The organism is Streptomyces sp. NPDC002994, assembly GCF_040611155.1.
GTDB lineage: Bacteria > Actinomycetota > Actinomycetes > Streptomycetales > Streptomycetaceae > Streptomyces.
Map to the genome: position 1 here is coordinate 42,780 of NZ_JBEXNQ010000022.1, position 16,645 is coordinate 59,424.

General features: G+C 69.8%; 16 protein-coding genes. 12 read left to right on the top strand and 4 right to left on the bottom strand.

Annotated elements, in window-relative coordinates; genetic code table 11:
• The first annotated feature begins 32 nt into the window (after positions 1-32).
• Both ABZX79_RS26775 and ABZX79_RS26780 read left to right on the top strand, forming a co-directional pair.
• A complete protein-coding gene (locus ABZX79_RS26775; protein WP_355262734.1) occupies positions 33-1,670 on the top strand; it encodes a Hint domain-containing protein in 1,638 nt (545 codons plus the stop codon).
• 20 nt (positions 1,671-1,690) lie between these two features.
• On the top strand, positions 1,691-2,092 hold the full coding sequence (locus ABZX79_RS26780) for a hypothetical protein (RefSeq protein WP_355262736.1): 402 nt from the start codon (positions 1,691-1,693) through the stop codon (positions 2,090-2,092).
• A 23-nt stretch (positions 2,093-2,115) separates the two neighbouring features.
• Here ABZX79_RS26780 and ABZX79_RS26785 read toward each other — a convergent pair whose 3' ends face one another.
• Positions 2,116-2,499 (bottom strand): DUF192 domain-containing protein, encoded by a 384-nt coding sequence (locus tag ABZX79_RS26785; protein WP_355262739.1) that lies wholly within the window; start codon positions 2,497-2,499, stop codon positions 2,116-2,118.
• Between the two features lie 106 nt (positions 2,500-2,605).
• Between ABZX79_RS26785 and ABZX79_RS26790 the strand changes: the two genes are divergently transcribed.
• The 4 genes from ABZX79_RS26790 to ABZX79_RS26805 all read left to right on the top strand — a co-directional run bounded on the left by ABZX79_RS26790 (position 2,606) and on the right by ABZX79_RS26805 (position 7,006).
• Positions 2,606-3,445 carry a prepilin peptidase gene (locus tag ABZX79_RS26790; RefSeq protein WP_355262742.1) on the top strand — a complete coding sequence of 280 codons (840 nt, stop codon included), beginning with the start codon at positions 2,606-2,608 and terminating at the stop codon, positions 3,443-3,445.
• 168 nt (positions 3,446-3,613) lie between these two features.
• A complete protein-coding gene (locus tag ABZX79_RS26795; protein WP_355262744.1) occupies positions 3,614-4,735 on the top strand; it encodes a chemotaxis protein in 1,122 nt (373 codons plus the stop codon).
• A gap of 331 nt (positions 4,736-5,066) precedes the next feature.
• The gene (locus ABZX79_RS26800; RefSeq protein WP_355262747.1) at positions 5,067-6,605 is read left to right on the top strand and encodes a DUF2079 domain-containing protein; all 1,539 of its coding nucleotides are present in this window, start codon (positions 5,067-5,069) and stop codon (positions 6,603-6,605) included.
• A gap of 92 nt (positions 6,606-6,697) precedes the next feature.
• Positions 6,698-7,006: a helix-turn-helix domain-containing protein gene (locus ABZX79_RS26805; RefSeq protein WP_355262957.1), complete on the top strand. Its 309-nt coding sequence runs from the start codon at positions 6,698-6,700 to the stop codon at positions 7,004-7,006.
• A 341-nt stretch (positions 7,007-7,347) separates the two neighbouring features.
• Here the strand turns inward: ABZX79_RS26805 and mgrA are convergent, their stop codons facing one another.
• Positions 7,348-8,385, bottom strand: coding sequence for an L-glyceraldehyde 3-phosphate reductase (mgrA, locus tag ABZX79_RS26810; RefSeq protein ID WP_355262750.1), 1,038 nt, complete (start codon positions 8,383-8,385; stop codon positions 7,348-7,350).
• A gap of 167 nt (positions 8,386-8,552) precedes the next feature.
• On the opposite strand from mgrA, the gene ABZX79_RS26815 reads away from it, so the two are divergent.
• From ABZX79_RS26815 to ABZX79_RS26835, 5 genes are all read left to right on the top strand, one after another.
• Positions 8,553-9,314, top strand: coding sequence for an isoprenyl transferase (locus ABZX79_RS26815; protein ID WP_355262752.1), 762 nt, complete (start codon positions 8,553-8,555; stop codon positions 9,312-9,314).
• 351 nt (positions 9,315-9,665) lie between these two features.
• Entirely contained in the window at positions 9,666-10,988 is a 1,323-nt protein-coding gene (locus tag ABZX79_RS26820) for a PhoH family protein (RefSeq protein WP_355262755.1), read from the top strand.
• 409 nt (positions 10,989-11,397) lie between these two features.
• Positions 11,398-12,132 carry a transglycosylase SLT domain-containing protein gene (locus ABZX79_RS26825; protein ID WP_355262758.1) on the top strand — a complete coding sequence of 245 codons (735 nt, stop codon included), beginning with the start codon at positions 11,398-11,400 and terminating at the stop codon, positions 12,130-12,132.
• A 130-nt stretch (positions 12,133-12,262) separates the two neighbouring features.
• Complete coding sequence (locus ABZX79_RS26830) at positions 12,263-13,657, top strand: AI-2E family transporter (protein WP_355262761.1); 1,395 nt, start codon at positions 12,263-12,265, stop codon at positions 13,655-13,657.
• Complete coding sequence (locus ABZX79_RS26835) at positions 13,654-14,382, top strand: hypothetical protein (protein WP_355262764.1); 729 nt, start codon at positions 13,654-13,656, stop codon at positions 14,380-14,382. Before ABZX79_RS26830 ends, ABZX79_RS26835 begins: the two co-directional genes overlap by 4 nt.
• Positions 14,383-14,453: 71 nt before the next feature.
• On the opposite strand, the gene ABZX79_RS26840 is transcribed toward ABZX79_RS26835, so the two are convergent.
• Both ABZX79_RS26840 and ABZX79_RS26845 read right to left on the bottom strand, forming a co-directional pair.
• Positions 14,454-14,990 carry an alkyl hydroperoxide reductase gene (locus ABZX79_RS26840; protein ID WP_355262767.1) on the bottom strand — a complete coding sequence of 179 codons (537 nt, stop codon included), beginning with the start codon at positions 14,988-14,990 and terminating at the stop codon, positions 14,454-14,456.
• A gap of 3 nt (positions 14,991-14,993) precedes the next feature.
• Complete coding sequence (locus tag ABZX79_RS26845) at positions 14,994-15,548, bottom strand: peroxiredoxin (protein ID WP_214969683.1); 555 nt, start codon at positions 15,546-15,548, stop codon at positions 14,994-14,996.
• Positions 15,549-15,681: 133 nt separating this feature from the next.
• On the opposite strand from ABZX79_RS26845, the gene ABZX79_RS26850 reads away from it, so the two are divergent.
• Entirely contained in the window at positions 15,682-16,632 is a 951-nt protein-coding gene (locus tag ABZX79_RS26850; RefSeq protein WP_355262771.1) for a hydrogen peroxide-inducible genes activator, read from the top strand.
• Positions 16,633-16,645 lie beyond the last annotated feature (13 nt).

A 16,645-nucleotide genomic window follows, 5' to 3' on the forward strand; every position in this document is an offset into this window, starting at 1 on the left:
CCGTGAGCAGGGTCATCCGTACGGTCATGGGCATGGCACTCCACCTCGGTCGGCCCCGCAGACGTCAACCACGCACTGACGCCCGCCTGTTGGGACTGCGCAAGGCGCAGTCGGGGCAGACGACGCTGGAGTACGCGGCACTGGTGCTGGTCGTCGCCGCCATCATCGGGGCTCTGGTCGCCACTGGGCTCGGGCAGACGATCTCCGAGCAGGTGGGCGCGGCGGTGTGCCGGGTCACCGGCGGCGGCGACTGCGGGGACGGTGGCGGCGGCGACCCGCAGGCGCGGGACGACGGCGGGAGCGGCCAGGGCGACGACGAGCAGCCAGTGTCCGACGGCGATGGGGACGGCCACGCCGACAGCACCAAGTCGCCCGAGCAGCTCGCGTACGAGAAGGCCCTCAAGGAGCTCCAGGACGCCAAGAACGCCGAGCAGAGCGACTCCGAGAAGGCCAAGCAAGCGGCAAAGGAACTCGGCAAGATCCTGGCCGAGGAACTCGGCATCACCGACGCCGTCGACTGCGTCACCAAGGGCGACGCCGGAGCCTGCACGGACACCCTCATCAACGTCCTGACCAGCCTGATCGGCGGAGCCGTCGGCAAGCTCGCGGCGAAGTACGGTGCGCCGTGGAAGTGGAAGAAGGCTGCCGAGCTCGTACGAAAACTGAAGAAGCACGGCGACGACCTGTACGACGGCCTCACCGGCATGGTGAAGAACCGCAAGCGCGTCAAGGAAGCCCAGGACAAACTCGACGACGCCCAGCGCAAGCTCGACGAGAAGAAACCCGACAAACCCGATAACCGGCCCATCACCTGCGCCGCCGCGCACAGCTTCCTGCCCGGCACCCTGGTGCTTCTCGCCGACGGCACCCGCATCCCCATCGAGACCGTACGCATCGGCGACCGCGTCACTGTGACTGATCCCGTCGGCGGGACCACGACCGCGACTACGACCACGCGCCGCGTCACGAACACCATCACCACGTACGACGACAAGGACTTCACCCGCCTGACCATCCGGACACCGGCCGGGCTCCGGGCGGTCACTGCCACCGACACGCATCCCTTCTGGCTGAGCGGCACCAGCAGCGGCACCAGCACCGGCACCGGCGCGCACCGCTGGGTCGACGCCGGCGACATCAGGCCCGGCGCGCAGCTCCGCGCCCCCGACGGCGCCGCCCTGCCCGTCACCGCAGTCGCGCACCAGACCCGGAGGCAGACCACCCACGACCTCACCGTCGACGGAATCCACACCTACTACGTCGGTGTGGGGGACCAGAACGTCCTCGTCCACAACAACGACTGCGTGGACAAGGAACTCCTGGACGAAATGAAGGAGACGGGCGTCAAGTTCGACCCCGAGAAGGTCATCAGGGCCGAGCGCGACGCCGATGGGAAGATCGTGTTCCTGGAGGAAGGCAACTCGCGGGCCGGCCTCAAGCACATCATCGAAGAGCACGCGGATGATTTCGAGCGGAGCGGAATCGCCCGGGAGGACATCCCGGACCTCGTCATGCAGGCCGCGACCAAGGGCAAGAAGGTCGGGACGCAGGGCAAGGGAGACGGGCGGCCCATCTACGAGGTCGAATTCAAGGGGCAGAAGCGGAGGGTGGCGGTGACGGTCGGAGGCAACGGCTTCGTCGTCGGCGCCAACCCCAAGAGCGCGGGTTAGCGGAACGGACAGGTGACGGTGTGAGCGCAGGAGCAGGAGCAGGCGCGGAGGCAGGAGCAGGAGCAGAGGCAGGCGCAGGCGCAGAAGCAGTCGTACGGCAGGTGCGGCTGGCCGCGGACTACGACTGTCATCCGGTGTGGGTTCGCGGCAGCGACGGCGTCAACGACAACGTCGCGCCCGGCGAGCTGCCGGTCGACCAGGGCCTCGCGGAGGACCTGGAGCGCTGGGGCGACGCGTATGACGCCACGCTGAACCGTGACGACCCGATGGCGTCCGGCTTCCCGGACCCGCGGGATGAGGCAGCGTTCGCCGAGCGGGGGGCGGAACTGGCCCGGGAGCTGGCGCGGCAGCTGGGGGTGGGGTGGCGGGTCACGTACTACGATCCGCGCCTTGCCGAGGATGTCCCGTACGGACCCGAGTAGCTGGGCGGAGTATTTTCCTGCCTTCAGGCTTGCCCAGTGCCCCCACCCACCCGCACCCGCACCCGGACCCGCGCCCCCGGCCGCACACCCCACCCCTCCATCGCGCCCGCCTCCGCCTCCAGCACGTGCCGCGCCCGCAACCGCGGCAGGCCCAGTCGCCCGGGGGGCATCCTCCGTACAGCCATCACCCCCAACTCCCTGTCCAGATAGGCCACATCAATCGCGAACCGCATCCCGAACGTATGCACACTGCTCGCCGGGCTCAGCAGCATCGCGCCCGTGATCCCGTCCCGGCCCAGCAGCCCGCGGGTCCGTGCCCGCGAGGACGCCGCGATCTCCAGCGGTACGGGCCGCTCCTCGCCGCCCTCCACCGTGAACGTCCCAGCCCCGTCTGCCCATTGCCCCATGAGGCCGACCGTAGCCCTCACCGCCACCCCTCTGGGCCTCGCTCCGCCCCCCTCTGGGCCCACGGGCCCATGACCCGGCCCCCCGCCCCGCCCTAGGCTCCGTGGCGTGTACGCCTCCGCCTCCGCCACCACCGCCATCCTGATTGCGGCCGCCGCCCTATGGGGCGCCGCCGCCGGGCTGCTCGTGCCCCGCGCCGCCTACCGGCTCGCCGTCGAGCCGGAGGAGGGGTGGCGCGCGGCCTGCCCCGCCGGGCACCCGTTCACCGGCCCCGCCTGCGGCTGGCTCGGCATCGCCCGTTGCACGGAGTGTGCGGCAGTGGTGGGTGCGGCCGCGTCGGGACGTACCCCGGTCGGCGCACCGCACCAGGGTTCCGCCCCCAAACGCCGGACGGTGCCGTACGCGCCCACCGTCCGCCACGCCGCCGTCACCGCCCTCGCCTGCGCACTGCTCGTCGCCGCGACCGGGGTCAGACCGGAGCTCGTCGTATGGCTGCTGCTGGCGCCGTTCGCGGTGCTCCTCGCGGTCGTGGACCGGCGCGTACACCGGCTGCCCGACGTACTGACCCTGCCCCTCGCCGCCGCGACCGCGGCCCTGCTGGGCCTTGCCTCGCTGCTGCCGGGCCACGGCGGGTCATGGCCGACCGCGCTGCTCGGCGGCGTCGCGCTCGGCGGCGGCTACTTCCTCCTCTTCCTGATCAACCCGAACGGCATGGGCTTCGGCGACGTCAAACTCGCCGTGGCCCTCGGAACCGCGCTCGGTTGGTACGGATGGACGGTGTTCTTCGCCGGAGCGTTCGCCGGGTTTCTGCTGGGTGCGGTGTACGGCGTCGGGCTGGTGATCCTGCGGCGCGCCGGGCGCAGGACCGCGATCCCGTTCGGCCCCTTCATGATCACTGGGACGCTGGCGGGGCTGTTGCTGGGCGGACTCGCCGTTTCCGCCGTCTGAGAGCGCGCGCCAGCCACGCAATCGTGAGAAGTTGCCATGAGACGCATGTAACGCACGTAATGCATGTACGGCATAAAAAAGCATGCAATGCACCGCACGTACGGACGGGCGGCACGGGAAGCCGCCTGCCCGCGATCCACAGCCGCAGCCGCAGCCAGGAGTGCCCGAATGACGCAGCCGACCCGCCCCACCCCGGAACTGCTCGCCGAACTGCGCAAGCCACGCCCGTACCCGGCGGTGTCGGTCACACTGCCCACGCACCGGCACTGGCCGGAGAGCCAGCAGGACCACATCCGCCTGCGCAATCTTCTCGCCGAGGCCGAAAAGCGCCTCGCGGACGATCCCGAGGTCTCGAAGGTGCAGGCGGCAGAGGTGGCGCAGCAGCTGGCCACCGCCGCCGACAGGCTCGACCCGGAGTACTTCGGTGACGGCCTCGTCGTCTACGCCTCGCCCGAAGAGCACCGGAGCTTCCTCGTCGGCGGGACCGTTCCCGAGCGCATCGTGATCAATACGACGTACCTCACCCGCAACCTGGTCGCCCTGGAAGCGCGCGAGCGGCCGTATCTGGTCCTCGTACTCAGTACGGGCGAAGTGCGGCTGTGGCGAGGGCAGGGCGACCAGGTGGCCGAGGACCACGATTCCGGCTTCCCGGTCATCTCGTCGGGCGCGGAGCGCGACAAGGCGCCCAGCCGTGACGGGGGGCAATGGACCACCCAGGACTTCCGGAACATGCTCATGGAAGCCGACAGGAAGCTCACAGGGGTCCTCCAGGCGAGCCCGCTGCCGGTCATTCTGGTCGGGTTGAGCAAGCACATCGCGATCTACCGCGAGGTCACCCGCCACGGGCAGGCGATCGCCACCGAGGTCGAAGTGGGCGGGCTGGCGAACGCGACGCCGGCGGAGATGTCCGCCCAGCTGGCTCCGGCCCGGCAGGCCCTCGCCGAGGCCGACACGGCGCGTGCGCAGCGCGGACTCGACGAGGCGCGCAGCGGCAAGCGGTACTCGGCGGGCGTGCAGGACGTTTGGCAGGCGGCGGGTGAGGGGCGGGTCGCGCTGCTCGTCGTCGAGGAGAGCCTGCGGGTGACGGCCCGGCCGGACACGGTGGAGGGCGCGGAACGCGCGACGCTCACTCTGCTGGAGCCGGAGGAAGCGGGCGTGGTGGCGGGTGCGGAGGAGGACATCATCGACTCGCTGGTGGAGACGGTGCTGTCGGCGGACGGCGAGGTCATCTTCGTCCCGGACGAGTCCCTGACCGACGCCCATGGAGTCGCGGCGGCTCTCCGCTACTGACCCCGGGGCGGCCTGGCAGCTGCGCGGGGCCACTGTGCGGCTCCGCCGAGTGAGAGGCTCCGCCCCAGACCCCGCTCCTCAAACGCCGGAGGGACTGGACGGTGCGGCCATATCCAGCCCGTCCGGCGCTTGAGGACGCGCCCGCCGGGCGCCCTGGGGGGCGTCCTGGGGGCCTCCGGGCGGGCGGGGTCGCTTGCCCCCGCGCCCCGTAGCCGCGAATGTCGCTGCCGGGAAGGGGCGGGTCGTGGCGGGTCAGGGGAAGTTCCTCCGTGCCTCCGGCCTAGGATCCCGGCGTATGCGGAGTATGCGGACAAATAGTGACAGCGGTGGGGTGAGGGTCGGCGTAGCCGGTACGGCGGTGCGCGCGGTCTCCCGGACCACCGCTCCCGCCCGGGAGCGATTGACGGCGTACCGTCTGCGTCTCCGTCTCCCCCTCTGGTGGGGCTGGGCCGCAGGGCTCTTCGTGCTCTACGCCGTCGTCTCCGGGCGGCGCCACGCCCTCCTCAGGACCACCGGCTACGACCTCGGCATCTTCGAGCAGGCCGTACGCGCCTACTCCCAATTCCGCGCCCCCGTCACCCCCTTGAAGGGCCAGGGGTTCAACCTCCTCGGCGACCACTTCCACCCCGCGATCGCCGCCCTCGCCCCCCTCTACCGCCTCTGGCCGTCCCCGTACTGCCTTCTCCTCGCCCAGGCCGCCCTCCTCGCCCTCGCCGTCGTCCCCCTCGCCCGCTGGGCCACCCGGGCTCTCGGCTCCGGCGCCGGGCACGTCGTCGCGTTCGGGTACGGCGTGAGCTGGGGCATCGCCTCCACCGTCGCCTTCGACTTCCACGAGGCCGCCTTCGCCGTCCCCCTCCTCGCCTTCTCCCTCACCGCCCTCGGCAACCAGCGCTGGCGCCTCGCCGTCGCCTGGGGCCTGCCGCTCCTCCTCGTCAAGGAGGACCTGGGTCTGACGCTGGCCGCCGTCGGCGCGTACATCGCGCTCAAGGGCCCGCGCCGCCTCGGCATCGCCACCGTCTGCGCCGGTGTGGCCGGCACGCTCCTCACCACCCAGGTGCTGCTGCCCGCCTCCAGCGCCACCGGAACGTACGCCTACGGGGAGTACCTCGAAGGCGACCGCGGTTCCCTGCTCGCCGGCCTGGCCCTCGCGCCCCTCGACGCCCTGCGCCCCGACACCAAGGCCATCACCGTCGTCCTCGTGCTCGCCGTCACGGGGTTCGTCGCACTGCGCTCGCCGCTCGTCCTCATCGCGGTGCCGACCCTCGGCTGGCGCATGCTGTCGCAGCACGACAACCACTGGGGTACGGCGTTCCACTACAGCGCCGTCCTCATGCCCGTCGTCTTCGCGGCCCTGATCGCCGCCCTCACGCCGTACGCCCGCACCAGCGACCCCCTCGCCCGCCGCCACCTGCGGGCCTCACTGGGCGCCACCGTCACGGTCACGCTCGTACTGCTGCCCTCGTTCCCGTTCGCCCTCGTCGCCCAGCGGGCCACCTGGCGCACCACCGCCCACGTCGAGGCCGCCCGCGACCTGCTGAGCCGCATCCCCGACGGCGCGACCGTCGCCGCCTCCAACCGCCTCGCGCCCCAGCTCACTTCGCGCTGCACCGTGGTGCTGTTCCCCGGCTATCCGATCCCCGGGAAGCTGTACGACGCCTCCGGGCAGCCCCCGCGGCCCACCGCCGACTGGATCGTCCACGACCGCAGGCCCCCGGAGTCCTGGCCGCTGCCGCAGGGCCACTGGCCGTACCCGCTCGGCCGCCAGCTGGCCGAACTCGCCGCCGCCCAGCGGAAGTACGGCTACGAGCTCGTCGCCGCGCGCGACGGACTGACGCTGCTGCGTCAACGCCCGCTCCCGTACAGTCGGTGACAGCTGTTGCAGAGCAGAGGACGCAGAAAACGCAGAGGAGTTGGCTGTTGAGCAAGGACACCGGGCCCTACGTCTGCGGCCTCGACGCCGCGATGGACGTGGTCGGCGGCAAGTGGAAGGCCCTGATCCTCTGGGCGCTGCACCACGACGGCACCCTCCGCTTCGGGCAGCTCAAGCGCGAGGTGCCGGGTGTCAGCGAGAAGATGCTGATCCAGCAGCTGCGCGAGCTGGAGGCGGACGGCATCGTTCATCGCGAGGTGTACCGCGAGGTCCCGCCCCGCGTCGAGTACTCGCTCACCGCGATGGGGGAGGCCCTCAACGCGGCCCTCGGCCCGCTCGGCGACTGGGCCAACCAGCACATGGAGCAGATCCTCGCCGCCAAGCAGCGCGAAGTGGCATGAGCCGCGCAGTGGCATGAGCGCCGTGGCATAAGCGACTGGCGTAAGCGACTGGCGTAAGCGTTCGGCGTAAGCGGAGCGTCAAGTCGGCTCCCCTCGCCCCATTAGCTCTTGGGGGGTACGGGCGGCGCTCCGCAGAAGCGTATTTTCCCTAGTGCCTACTGGCCTCACGGCCCCCGCAGTGCTCCGCCCGAAAAAATCCCTGGCGACTTTCGGCACGGCGTGGGCGCGAGCACCCTTTACGAAGGGTTATGGTGGAAACCCCCCCCTCGGGCCGGTCCGTATCCCCCCCACGGACCGGCCCGTTTTTTGTGCCCGAGGGCACAGACCTCACACGCGCGCCCTCAGCCCCGCCCGGCCCAGATGTTCGTGCCCGCGGTGTCGACCGCGAAGGTGTCGATCTCCTTCAGCTCCTCGTCGGTCAGCTCGGGCCCGCCCAGCGCCGCCACGTTCTCCTCCAGCTGCGCCACGCTCGACGCGCCGATCAGCGCCGACGTCATGCGCGGATCGCGCAGCACCCAGGACAGGGCGAGCTGGGCCAGCGACTGGCCTCGCCGCTGCGCGATGTCGTTCAGGCCGTTGAGGCGGCGTACGACCTCGTCCGACAACAGACCCGGGTCCAGCGACTTGCCCTGCGTGGCGCGCGAGCCCTCCGGGATCCCCTTCAGGTACTTCCCGGTGAGCAGGCCCTGCGCCAGCGGCACGAAGGCGATGCAGCCCATGCCGGCCTCCTCCAGCGTGTCCAGCAGGCCGTCGTCCTCCGTCCAGCGGTTGATCATGGAGTACGAGGGCTGGTGGATCAGGGCCGGTACGCCCATGTCCCGCAGCAGCCCGGCCGCCTCCGCCGTCTGCTCCGCGTTGTACGACGACACGCCGGCGTACAGCGCCTTGCCCTGCCGCACCGCCGTCGCCAGCGCGCCCATGGTCTCTTCGAGCGGGGTCTCCGGGTCGAAGCGGTGCGAGTAGAAGATGTCGACGTAATCCAGGCCCATACGGCTCAGCGACGCGTCGAGCGACGACAGCAGGTACTTGCGCGAGCCCCACTCTCCGTACGGGCCCGGGTGCATCAAGTAGCCGGCCTTGGTGGAGATGATCAGCTCGTCCCGGTACGGGGCGAGGTCCTGCGCGAAGAGCTTTCCGAAGTTCAGCTCGGCGGAGCCGGCCGGCGGTCCGTAGTTGTTCGCCAGGTCGAAGTGGGTCACACCGAGGTCGAACGCGCGGCGCAGGATCGCGCGCTGCGTGTCCAGCGCGCGGTCGTCGCCGAAGTTGTGCCAGAGGCCGAGCGAGACGGCGGGCAGCTTCAGCCCGCTGCGGCCGGTGAGCCGGTACTCCATGGAGTCGTAGCGGTCACCGGCGGCGAGGTACGAAGGGGAATCAGTCACATTCCCCTCCTTATCACGGACTTGTGACAGGCCGGGTTGGGCCGCTGATACGCCTGCGCAGTAGTGTGGCCGCTTCGGGACCGCACGTGTCCGGCTGGGGGAGCCGCGCGTGCCGGATGGTCCCGGGGGACGTACCGAACCCGCACGATGCCATGAGGTGAGACCCAGTGAACCTGCGCGACCTGGTGTACAGGCTCTACGCACGCCGGGTGGAAGGCCGCCTCGATCACGACCAGGTGCCCAAGCACATCGGCGTGATCCTCGACGGCAACCGGCGCTGGGCCAAGGCCTCCGGCGGCACCACCGAGCAGGGCCACAAGGCGGGCGCCAGCAAGATCCAGGAGCTGCTCGGCTGGTGCGCCGAGACGGACGTCGAGGTCGTCACGCTCTGGATGCTCTCCACCGAGAACCTGGACCGTCCCGAGGCGGAGCTGACGCCGCTGCTCGGCATCATCGAGGGCGCGGTCCGCGACCTCGCCGCCGACGGCCGCTGGCGCGTGCACCACGTCGGGACGCTGGACGTGCTGCCCGCCCGTACCCAGTCCGTACTCAAGGAGGCCGAGCAGGCCACGATCGGCAACGACGGGATACTCGTCAACGTCGCCGTGGGCTACGGCGGCCGCCAGGAGATCGCGGACGCGGTCCGCTCGCTCCTGCTGGAGCACGCCGAGAAGGGCACCTCGCTGGAGAAGGTCGCCGAGATCGTCGACGTCGAGCACATCTCGGAGCACCTCTACACGCGCGGCCAGCCGGACCCCGACCTGGTGATCCGTACGAGCGGCGAGCAGCGGCTCTCGGGCTTCATGCTCTGGCAGAGCGCCCACTCGGAGTACTACTTCTGCGAAGTCTTCTGGCCCGCCTTCCGCAAGGTCGACTTCCTGCGCGCCCTGCGTGACTACGCGGCCCGCCACCGGCGTTACGGGTCCTGATCATCCCCAGGTACGGGTCCTGATCATCCCCCGTTACGGGTCCTGACCCAACTCCCCGCCCAGCCCCGGAAATGTTCCGGCTCACGACGTGTCATATGCCATGGCATGGCGGCGGGTGTTCGAGGGAATACCCCTTCCAGGTCGACGTCCGGTCCACGGACGTCGTATCTCAGTGAGCGGCAAGTCCGCTCGCCCGGGAGGCCCTTTGTACCAGGACGACCACGCGCTGAGTGTGGACGAAGCGGAGGGCCGGAGCTCGGCCCGCGCATCGTGGCCTGAGCCCGGTCCCACCGCTCGCGACGCCGTCGCACCCCAACCTCAGGCTCGTCTTCAGAGGGGGTACGTCCTTCCGTGGTGACCAGCACAAAGCGCCGCATGCCCGACAGGCGCACTTACGTTCTCGACACCAGCGTCCTGCTGGCCGACCCCAACGCCATGTCCCGCTTCGACGAGCATGAAGTCGTGCTTCCGATCGTCGTGGTCACGGAGTTGGAGGCCAAGAGGCACCATCCGGAACTCGGCTACTTCGCCCGGCAGGCCCTGCGCCTGCTCGACGACTGCCGCGTGCGGTACGGACGCCTCGACGCCCCCATCCCGATGGGCGACCTGGGCGGAACGCTCCGTGTCGAGCTCAACCACTCCGATCCCGGCGTGCTTCCGGCCGGCTATCGATTGGGGGACAACGACTCACGGATCCTGGCGGTGGCACGCAACCTCCAGGCCGAGGGGTTCGACGTAACAGTCGTGTCGAAAGACCTGCCGCTGAGGATCAAGGCGTCCTCGGTCGGCCTGCTCGCCGAGGAGTACCGCGCCGAGCTCGCCATCACCGACTCCGGCTGGACCGGGATGGCGGACCTGTCGCTGACCGCCGACCAGGTGGATCTGCTCTTCACAGAGGAGACGGTGTACGAACCGGCCGCGGCGGACCTTCCCGTACATACGGGTCTGGTCATCCAGTCCGAGCGCGGCAAAGCGCTTGGCCGGGTCACCGCCGACGGCATGGTCCGGCTCGTACGCGGCGACCGGGAGGCCTTCGGCATCCACGGGCGCAGCGCCGAGCAGCGGATAGCGCTGGACCTGCTGCTCGACCCGGACGTCGGGATCGTCTCGATGGGCGGCCGGGCGGGTACGGGAAAGTCGGCGCTGGCACTCTGCGCGGGCCTGGAGGCCGTGCTGGAGCGCCGGCAGCACAAGAAGGTGATGGTCTTCCGGCCGCTGTACGCGGTGGGCGGCCAGGAGCTCGGCTATCTGCCGGGCTCCGAGTCCGAGAAGATGAGCCCCTGGGCGCAGGCGGTCTTCGACACGCTGTCGGCCGTGGCGGGCCGCGAGGTGATCGAGGAAGTGCTGGGGCGCGGCATGCTCGAAGTGCTGCCGCTCACGCACATCCGGGGCCGCTCGCTGCACGACGCGTTCGTGATCGTGGACGAGGCCCAGTCGCTGGAACGGAACGTCCTGTTGACCGTTCTGTCCCGGATCGGGGCGAATTCACGCGTGGTGCTGACCCACGATGTCGCCCAGCGCGACAACCTGCGGGTCGGCCGGTACGACGGAGTGGTCGCCGTCGTCGAGAAGCTGAAGGGCCATCCGCTCTTCGCGCATGTCACCCTCACCCGCTCGGAGCGCTCGCAGATCGCCGCGCTGGTGACCGAAATGCTGGAGGACGTGCACCTCTGAGCCCTCTGGTCTCACTCTGAACCCTCTGATCCCATAAGGGATGAAAGGCAGTTGGCGCCGCCCGGCCGAACGCAGGATCCTAGCTGGGCGGCGTCCTGCTGCGCTCAAGTTTCCGTAAAACTCCTGGTGTAAACGGCGTGTGAGCTTTCCCACGCAACGGAGAATTGCTTACCGGCGTCTGCTTCCGGCAGAGTCTTGCTTCCGTCAGGCCCCGCATACGGCACACCTGCAACACCAGACAACTCAACAGCCGTCGCCGTATGCCGCCCGAGTTACTACGCGGCGCTCCCGCAAAGGAGTTGCCCACCGGGTCCGCGCCTCCCGTGACCTAGCGATAGGGGAGGCCAGTGCCAGGGGCACGATTGCGTCCGCGAGGTCACCCAAGCGGGCACTGCTGGAAGGAAACCGTGTGAGCCGGATTTCGGTCCGGGGATTCGCCGTGGCTTCGGCTACCGCGGTCACCACTGTCGGCGCCGTAGTGGGCGTCGCCTCGGGCGACACTCAGCCCTCGAACGACAACTTCGAGGTGACCGCAGCTGACACGACGCTCCTCGCAGATATCCCTGCCGGCCAGCAGGCCCAGGTGCAGACCGCGTCCCTGACGCAGCAGGCCGACGCACAGGCCTACGCCGCCGACGTGACCGCGAAGAAGTCCGCGGAGGAATCGGCCCGCCTTCAGGCCGCCAAGGACGCCAAGTCCAAGAAGGAAGCCGCCGAGGCGAAGGCCGAAGCGGAGGCTGAGGCGAAGGCGAAGGCCGCCGCCGAGGCCAAGGAGCGCGAGGAGGAGAAGCAGGCCGCCGCCAGCCGCTCCGCGACGCGTGACGCGTCCAGCTTCTCCGCGAAGAGCTCCTACACCGTCGCCGAGGTCCAGGCGATGGCGCGGCAGATGGTCCCCGGTGACCAGTTCCAGTGCTTCAGCAACATCGTGAACCACGAGTCCACGTGGAACTACCAGGCGAGCAACCCCTCGTCCGGTGCCTACGGCCTCATGCAGGCGCTGCCCGGCTCCAAGATGTCGTCCGCGGGTGCCGACTGGCAGACCAACCCGGCCACCCAGATCAAGTGGGGCCTGAACTACATGGACGAGCGCTACGGCAGCCCCTGCGGCGCCTGGTCGTTCTGGCAGGCCAACAACTGGTACTAGTACCAGCAAGTGGTCGCACAACCTCGCAGAGCCCCTCACCGTCCTACGGTGAGGGGCTCTGCGCGTGTACGGTCGGGTCTGGTGTCTCCCCGGGGGGAGCGAGCATGCGACGGGGAGAAGAGAGAGCGACATGTCAACACAGCCACAGCCGCAATCACAGCCACCGCTGGGATGGCTCGGCCGTACGGGCGCCAAACTGACCAGGATGGGGGAGCGGTTGAACGAGCGCCGCGCCCAGGCCGAGGCCGCGTCCGAGGCCGCTGATGCCGCGGCCCCCGGGGGCGCGGCGTCGTACGGCTCGGGCACCACGGAGACCGCGGGCGTCGCCACGGTCGACAACGTCCCCGCGCCGCCCGCCTACGCCCCCGCCGTCGCCGCCAGGCCCGACCCCGTCGCCGCTGTCCCGTGGGGGATGCGCGTCGCGGCCGAGGCGAGTTGGCGGCTGCTCGTACTGGCGGGCACGCTCTGGGTGCTGATGAAGATCATCACCGCCGTACAGCTGGTGGTGCTCGCCTTCGTCGCGGCCCTGCTCGTCACCGCGATGCTCCAGCCGACGGTCGCCCGACTGAAGCGGATCGGGCTGCCGCGCGGTCTGGCCACCGCCGTCACCGCGATCCTCGGCTTCGTCATCATGGGCCTGGTCGGCTGGTTCGTGGTGTGGCAGGTCCTGGAGAACATCGACAACCTCTCCGACCGCGTCAAGGACGGCATCGAGGAACTCAAACGCTGGCTGCTCAACAGCCCGTTCCACGTGACCGAGAAGCAGATCAACGACGTCGCGAAGAACCTCACCGACGCGATCGGCACGAACACCGAGTCAATAACGTCGGCCGGCCTCCAGGGCGTCACCGTCATCGTCGAGGTGCTCACGGGGATACTGCTCGCGATGTTCTCGACGCTCTTCCTGCTGTACGACGGGAAGCGCATCTGGCAGTGGACGCTCAAGCTGGTGCCCGCGCAGGCCCGGCCCGGTGTCGCGGGCGCGGGGCCGCGCGCGTGGCGCACGCTCACCGCGTATGTGCGGGGCACGGTGATAGTCGCCCTGATCGACGCGATCTTCATCGGCCTCGGGATCTGGTTCCTCGACGTGCCGATGGCCGTGCCGCTCGCCGTCTTCATCTTCCTGTTCGCCTTCATCCCGCTGGTCGGCGCGGTGATGTCGGGCGCGCTGGCGGTGGTCGTGGCTCTTGTGACGCAGGGCGTGTTCACGGCGCTGATGGTGGTGGTCGTCGTACTGGCCGTACAGCAGATCGAGGGCCACGTGCTCCAGCCGTTCATCCTCGGGCGCGCGGTGCGGGTGCATCCGCTGGCGGTCGTCCTCGGGGTGGCGGCGGGCGGCCTGGTCGCCGGCATCGGCGGCGCGGTGGTGGCGGTGCCGCTGGTGGCGGTGACGAATACGGTGGTCGGCTACTTGCGGGCGTACAGCATGGAGGCGGCGGTACGTGCGGTGCCGGCACCGGCGCCGTCGCCTGAGCCCGTTGAGCCCGTTGAGCCCGCTGAGCAAGTGGCGGGCGGCCGGGAATGATCTCCGAACCGGAGATGGTGGGGGACTTTCCGGCTTGGCCCGAAGCCGAGACCGCGACGAGCGAGGATCGTCCCGTGACGCCGCGCGGCCACCGGCCCTGGCTGTGGGCAGTCGGCGGCGCGGTGGCGGCTTCGGCGGTGTGGGCGGGTGGGCTGTACACGTACGGGAGGCAGGAGCCGGTCGATACGCGGGGGTATCAGGTGGGCGAGGGGCTCTGCGAGAAGGCCGAGCCGGCGTCCCTCTTCGCGGCGCTTGGGGGCAGGCCGAGCGATCCGACGGAGATGCTTACGGAGCACAGCGCCCTGGACAAGGGCATCTGCTCCTTCACTCTTCAGCAGGACGGGCAGCAGGACGAAGACGCCGTCATGCTGACCTACGACATCGGCGTCGTGGCCGAACTGCACAAGAAGGCGGACCCGGAGGCGGAGTTCGAGGCCGTGATCAAGAGGCCCGTCTGGGAGGGCGACGCCGAGCCCAAGGTGGAGGAAGTCCCTGGCCTTGGCGAGAAGGCGTACCTCACGGCGGACGCCGAGGAGACCGGCGAGCTGCGACTGAACGTCCTGGACGGCGGGGCGGTGTTCGAAATCACGGTCAGTTCCAGCCAGGTGGTCAACAGCGAACAACCCGACTACGGCGACGTCGAGTTGCCGGAACCGGACATGACCGGAGTCCCGGCCCTCATGATCGAGGACCTGCGGGATCTCATGACCGCGCTCAAGCGCTGACGGAGTACGAGTGAGGGGCCCCGCGGACGGGATGTCCGGGGGCCCCTCACTCGTACACGTACTGCTTACTACTACTCGCCGGCCAGAACGGCTTCCGAGTCGATCGTCACGCCGACGGCCTGGATCACCGAAGCGATCTTGACCGCCTCCTGGATCGTCTCGCGCTCGACGCCCGCCTTGCGGAGCACCTGCTCGTGCGAGTCGAGGCACTGGCCGCAGCCGTTGATCGCGGAGACCGCGAGCGACCACAGCTCGAAGTCGACCTTCTCGACGCCCGGGTTGCCGATGACGTTCATCCGCAGACCGGCGCGCAGGTTCCCGTACTCCGGGTCGGAGAGCAGGTGGCGCGTGCGGTAGAAGACGTTGTTCATCGCCATGATCGCGGCGGCGGACTTCGCGGCGGTGTACGCCTCGGCGGAGAGGTTGGCCTTCGCCTCCGGCTCCAGCTCACGCAGCACCTTCGGCGAGCGCGAGGCGATCGCGCAGGCCAGGACCGTGCCCCACAGCTGCTGCTGCGGGAGGTCGCTGTTGCCGATGACCGAGCCGAGGTTCAGGCGCAGGTCCTTGGCGTAGTCCGGTATGGCGGACTTCAGTTCGTCGAGGGCCATGGGTCACTCACCTGCCAGCAGGGCGACCGGGTCGAGGGTGTTCTCGCCCTTGGTCCAGTTGCACGGGCACAGCTCGTCGGTCTGGAGCGCGTCGAGGACCCGCAGGACCTCCTTGGGGTTACGGCCCACGGAACCGGCGGTCACCATCGTGAACTGGATCTCGTTGTTCGGGTCGACGATGAAGACGGCGCGCTGCGCGAAGCCGTCCTCGCCCTCGATGCCGAGGTCACGCATGAGCTCGTGCTTCGAGTCGGCCAGCATCGGGAAGGGCAGGTCGGTCAGGTCCGGGTGGTCCTTGCGCCAGGCGTGGTGCACGAACTCGGAGTCACCGGAGAAGCCGAGGATCTGCGCGTCGCGGTCGGCGAACTCTTCGTTCAGCTTGCCGAAGGCGGCGATCTCGGTGGGGCAGACGAAGGTGAAGTCCTTGGGCCACGCGAAGACGACGCGCCACTTGCCCTCGTAGGACTTGTGGTTGATCTGCTCGAACTCCTTGCCGGTCTCCAGGGAGACACAGGCAGTGAGGTCGTACGTGGGGAACTGGTCACCAACAGTGAGCACGCGCGCTCCTTGCAAACAGGGAAATTCCGTTACGGGAGTTTCCTGGGGGGTTGGACGGATCCCCACCCTGACACAGGAAGCATTGATCGCAGAAATAGCTAGACTGGCTTGATCCGATCGGAGGTGGTTATCAGTGGCCAGTAGTAATGGAAAACAGCCCAGCCTGGCGCAGCTGCGCGCGTTCGCCGCCGTCGCGGAGTATCTGCACTTCAGGGACGCGGCCGCAGCGATCGGCATGAGTCAGCCGGCGCTGTCGGGGGCGGTCTCGGCGCTGGAGGACGCGCTGGGAGTGCAGCTCGTCGAGCGTACGACGCGCAAGGTGCTGCTGTCTCCGGCGGGGGAGCGGCTCGCGGTCCGGGCGAGAGCCGTGCTGGAGGCGGTGGGCGAGCTGATGGAGGAGGCGGCGGCGGTACGGGCGCCCTTCACCGGGGTGCTCAGGCTCGGGGTGATCCCGACGGTGGCGCCGTATCTGCTGCCGACGGTGCTCACGCTCGTACACGAGCGGTATCCGGAACTGGACCTTCAGGTGCACGAGGAGCAGACCTCGTCGCTGCTGGAGGGGCTGGCGGCGGGACGGCTGGACCTGCTGCTGCTCGCGGTGCCGCTGGGGGTGCCGGGCGTGGCGGAACTCCCCCTCTTCGACGAGGACTTCGTGCTGGTGACGCCGCGGGAGCACTGGCTGGGCGGGCGCGAGGACATCCCGCGCGAGGCGCTCAAGGAGCTGCACCTGCTGCTGCTCGACGAGGGGCACTGCCTGCGTGACCAGGCACTCGACATCTGCCGGGAGGCGGGACGTACGGAGGGCGCGCCCGTCACGACGACGGCCGCGGGGCTCTCCACGCTGGTGCAGCTGGTCGCGGGCGGGCTCGGGGTGACGCTGCTGCCGCGGACGGCGGTGCGGGTGGAGACGGACCGTAACGACCAGTTGGTGACGGGGTACTTCGCCGATCCGGCGCCGTCGCGGCGGGTCGCGCTGGCGGTGCGGGCGGGGGCGGCGCGCCAGAGCGAATTCGAAACGTTCGCGCAGGCGCTGCGCGAGGCGATGAGGCGGTTGCCTGTGCGGGTGGTGGCGGACGGGGGGTGAGGGGCGCACCGGA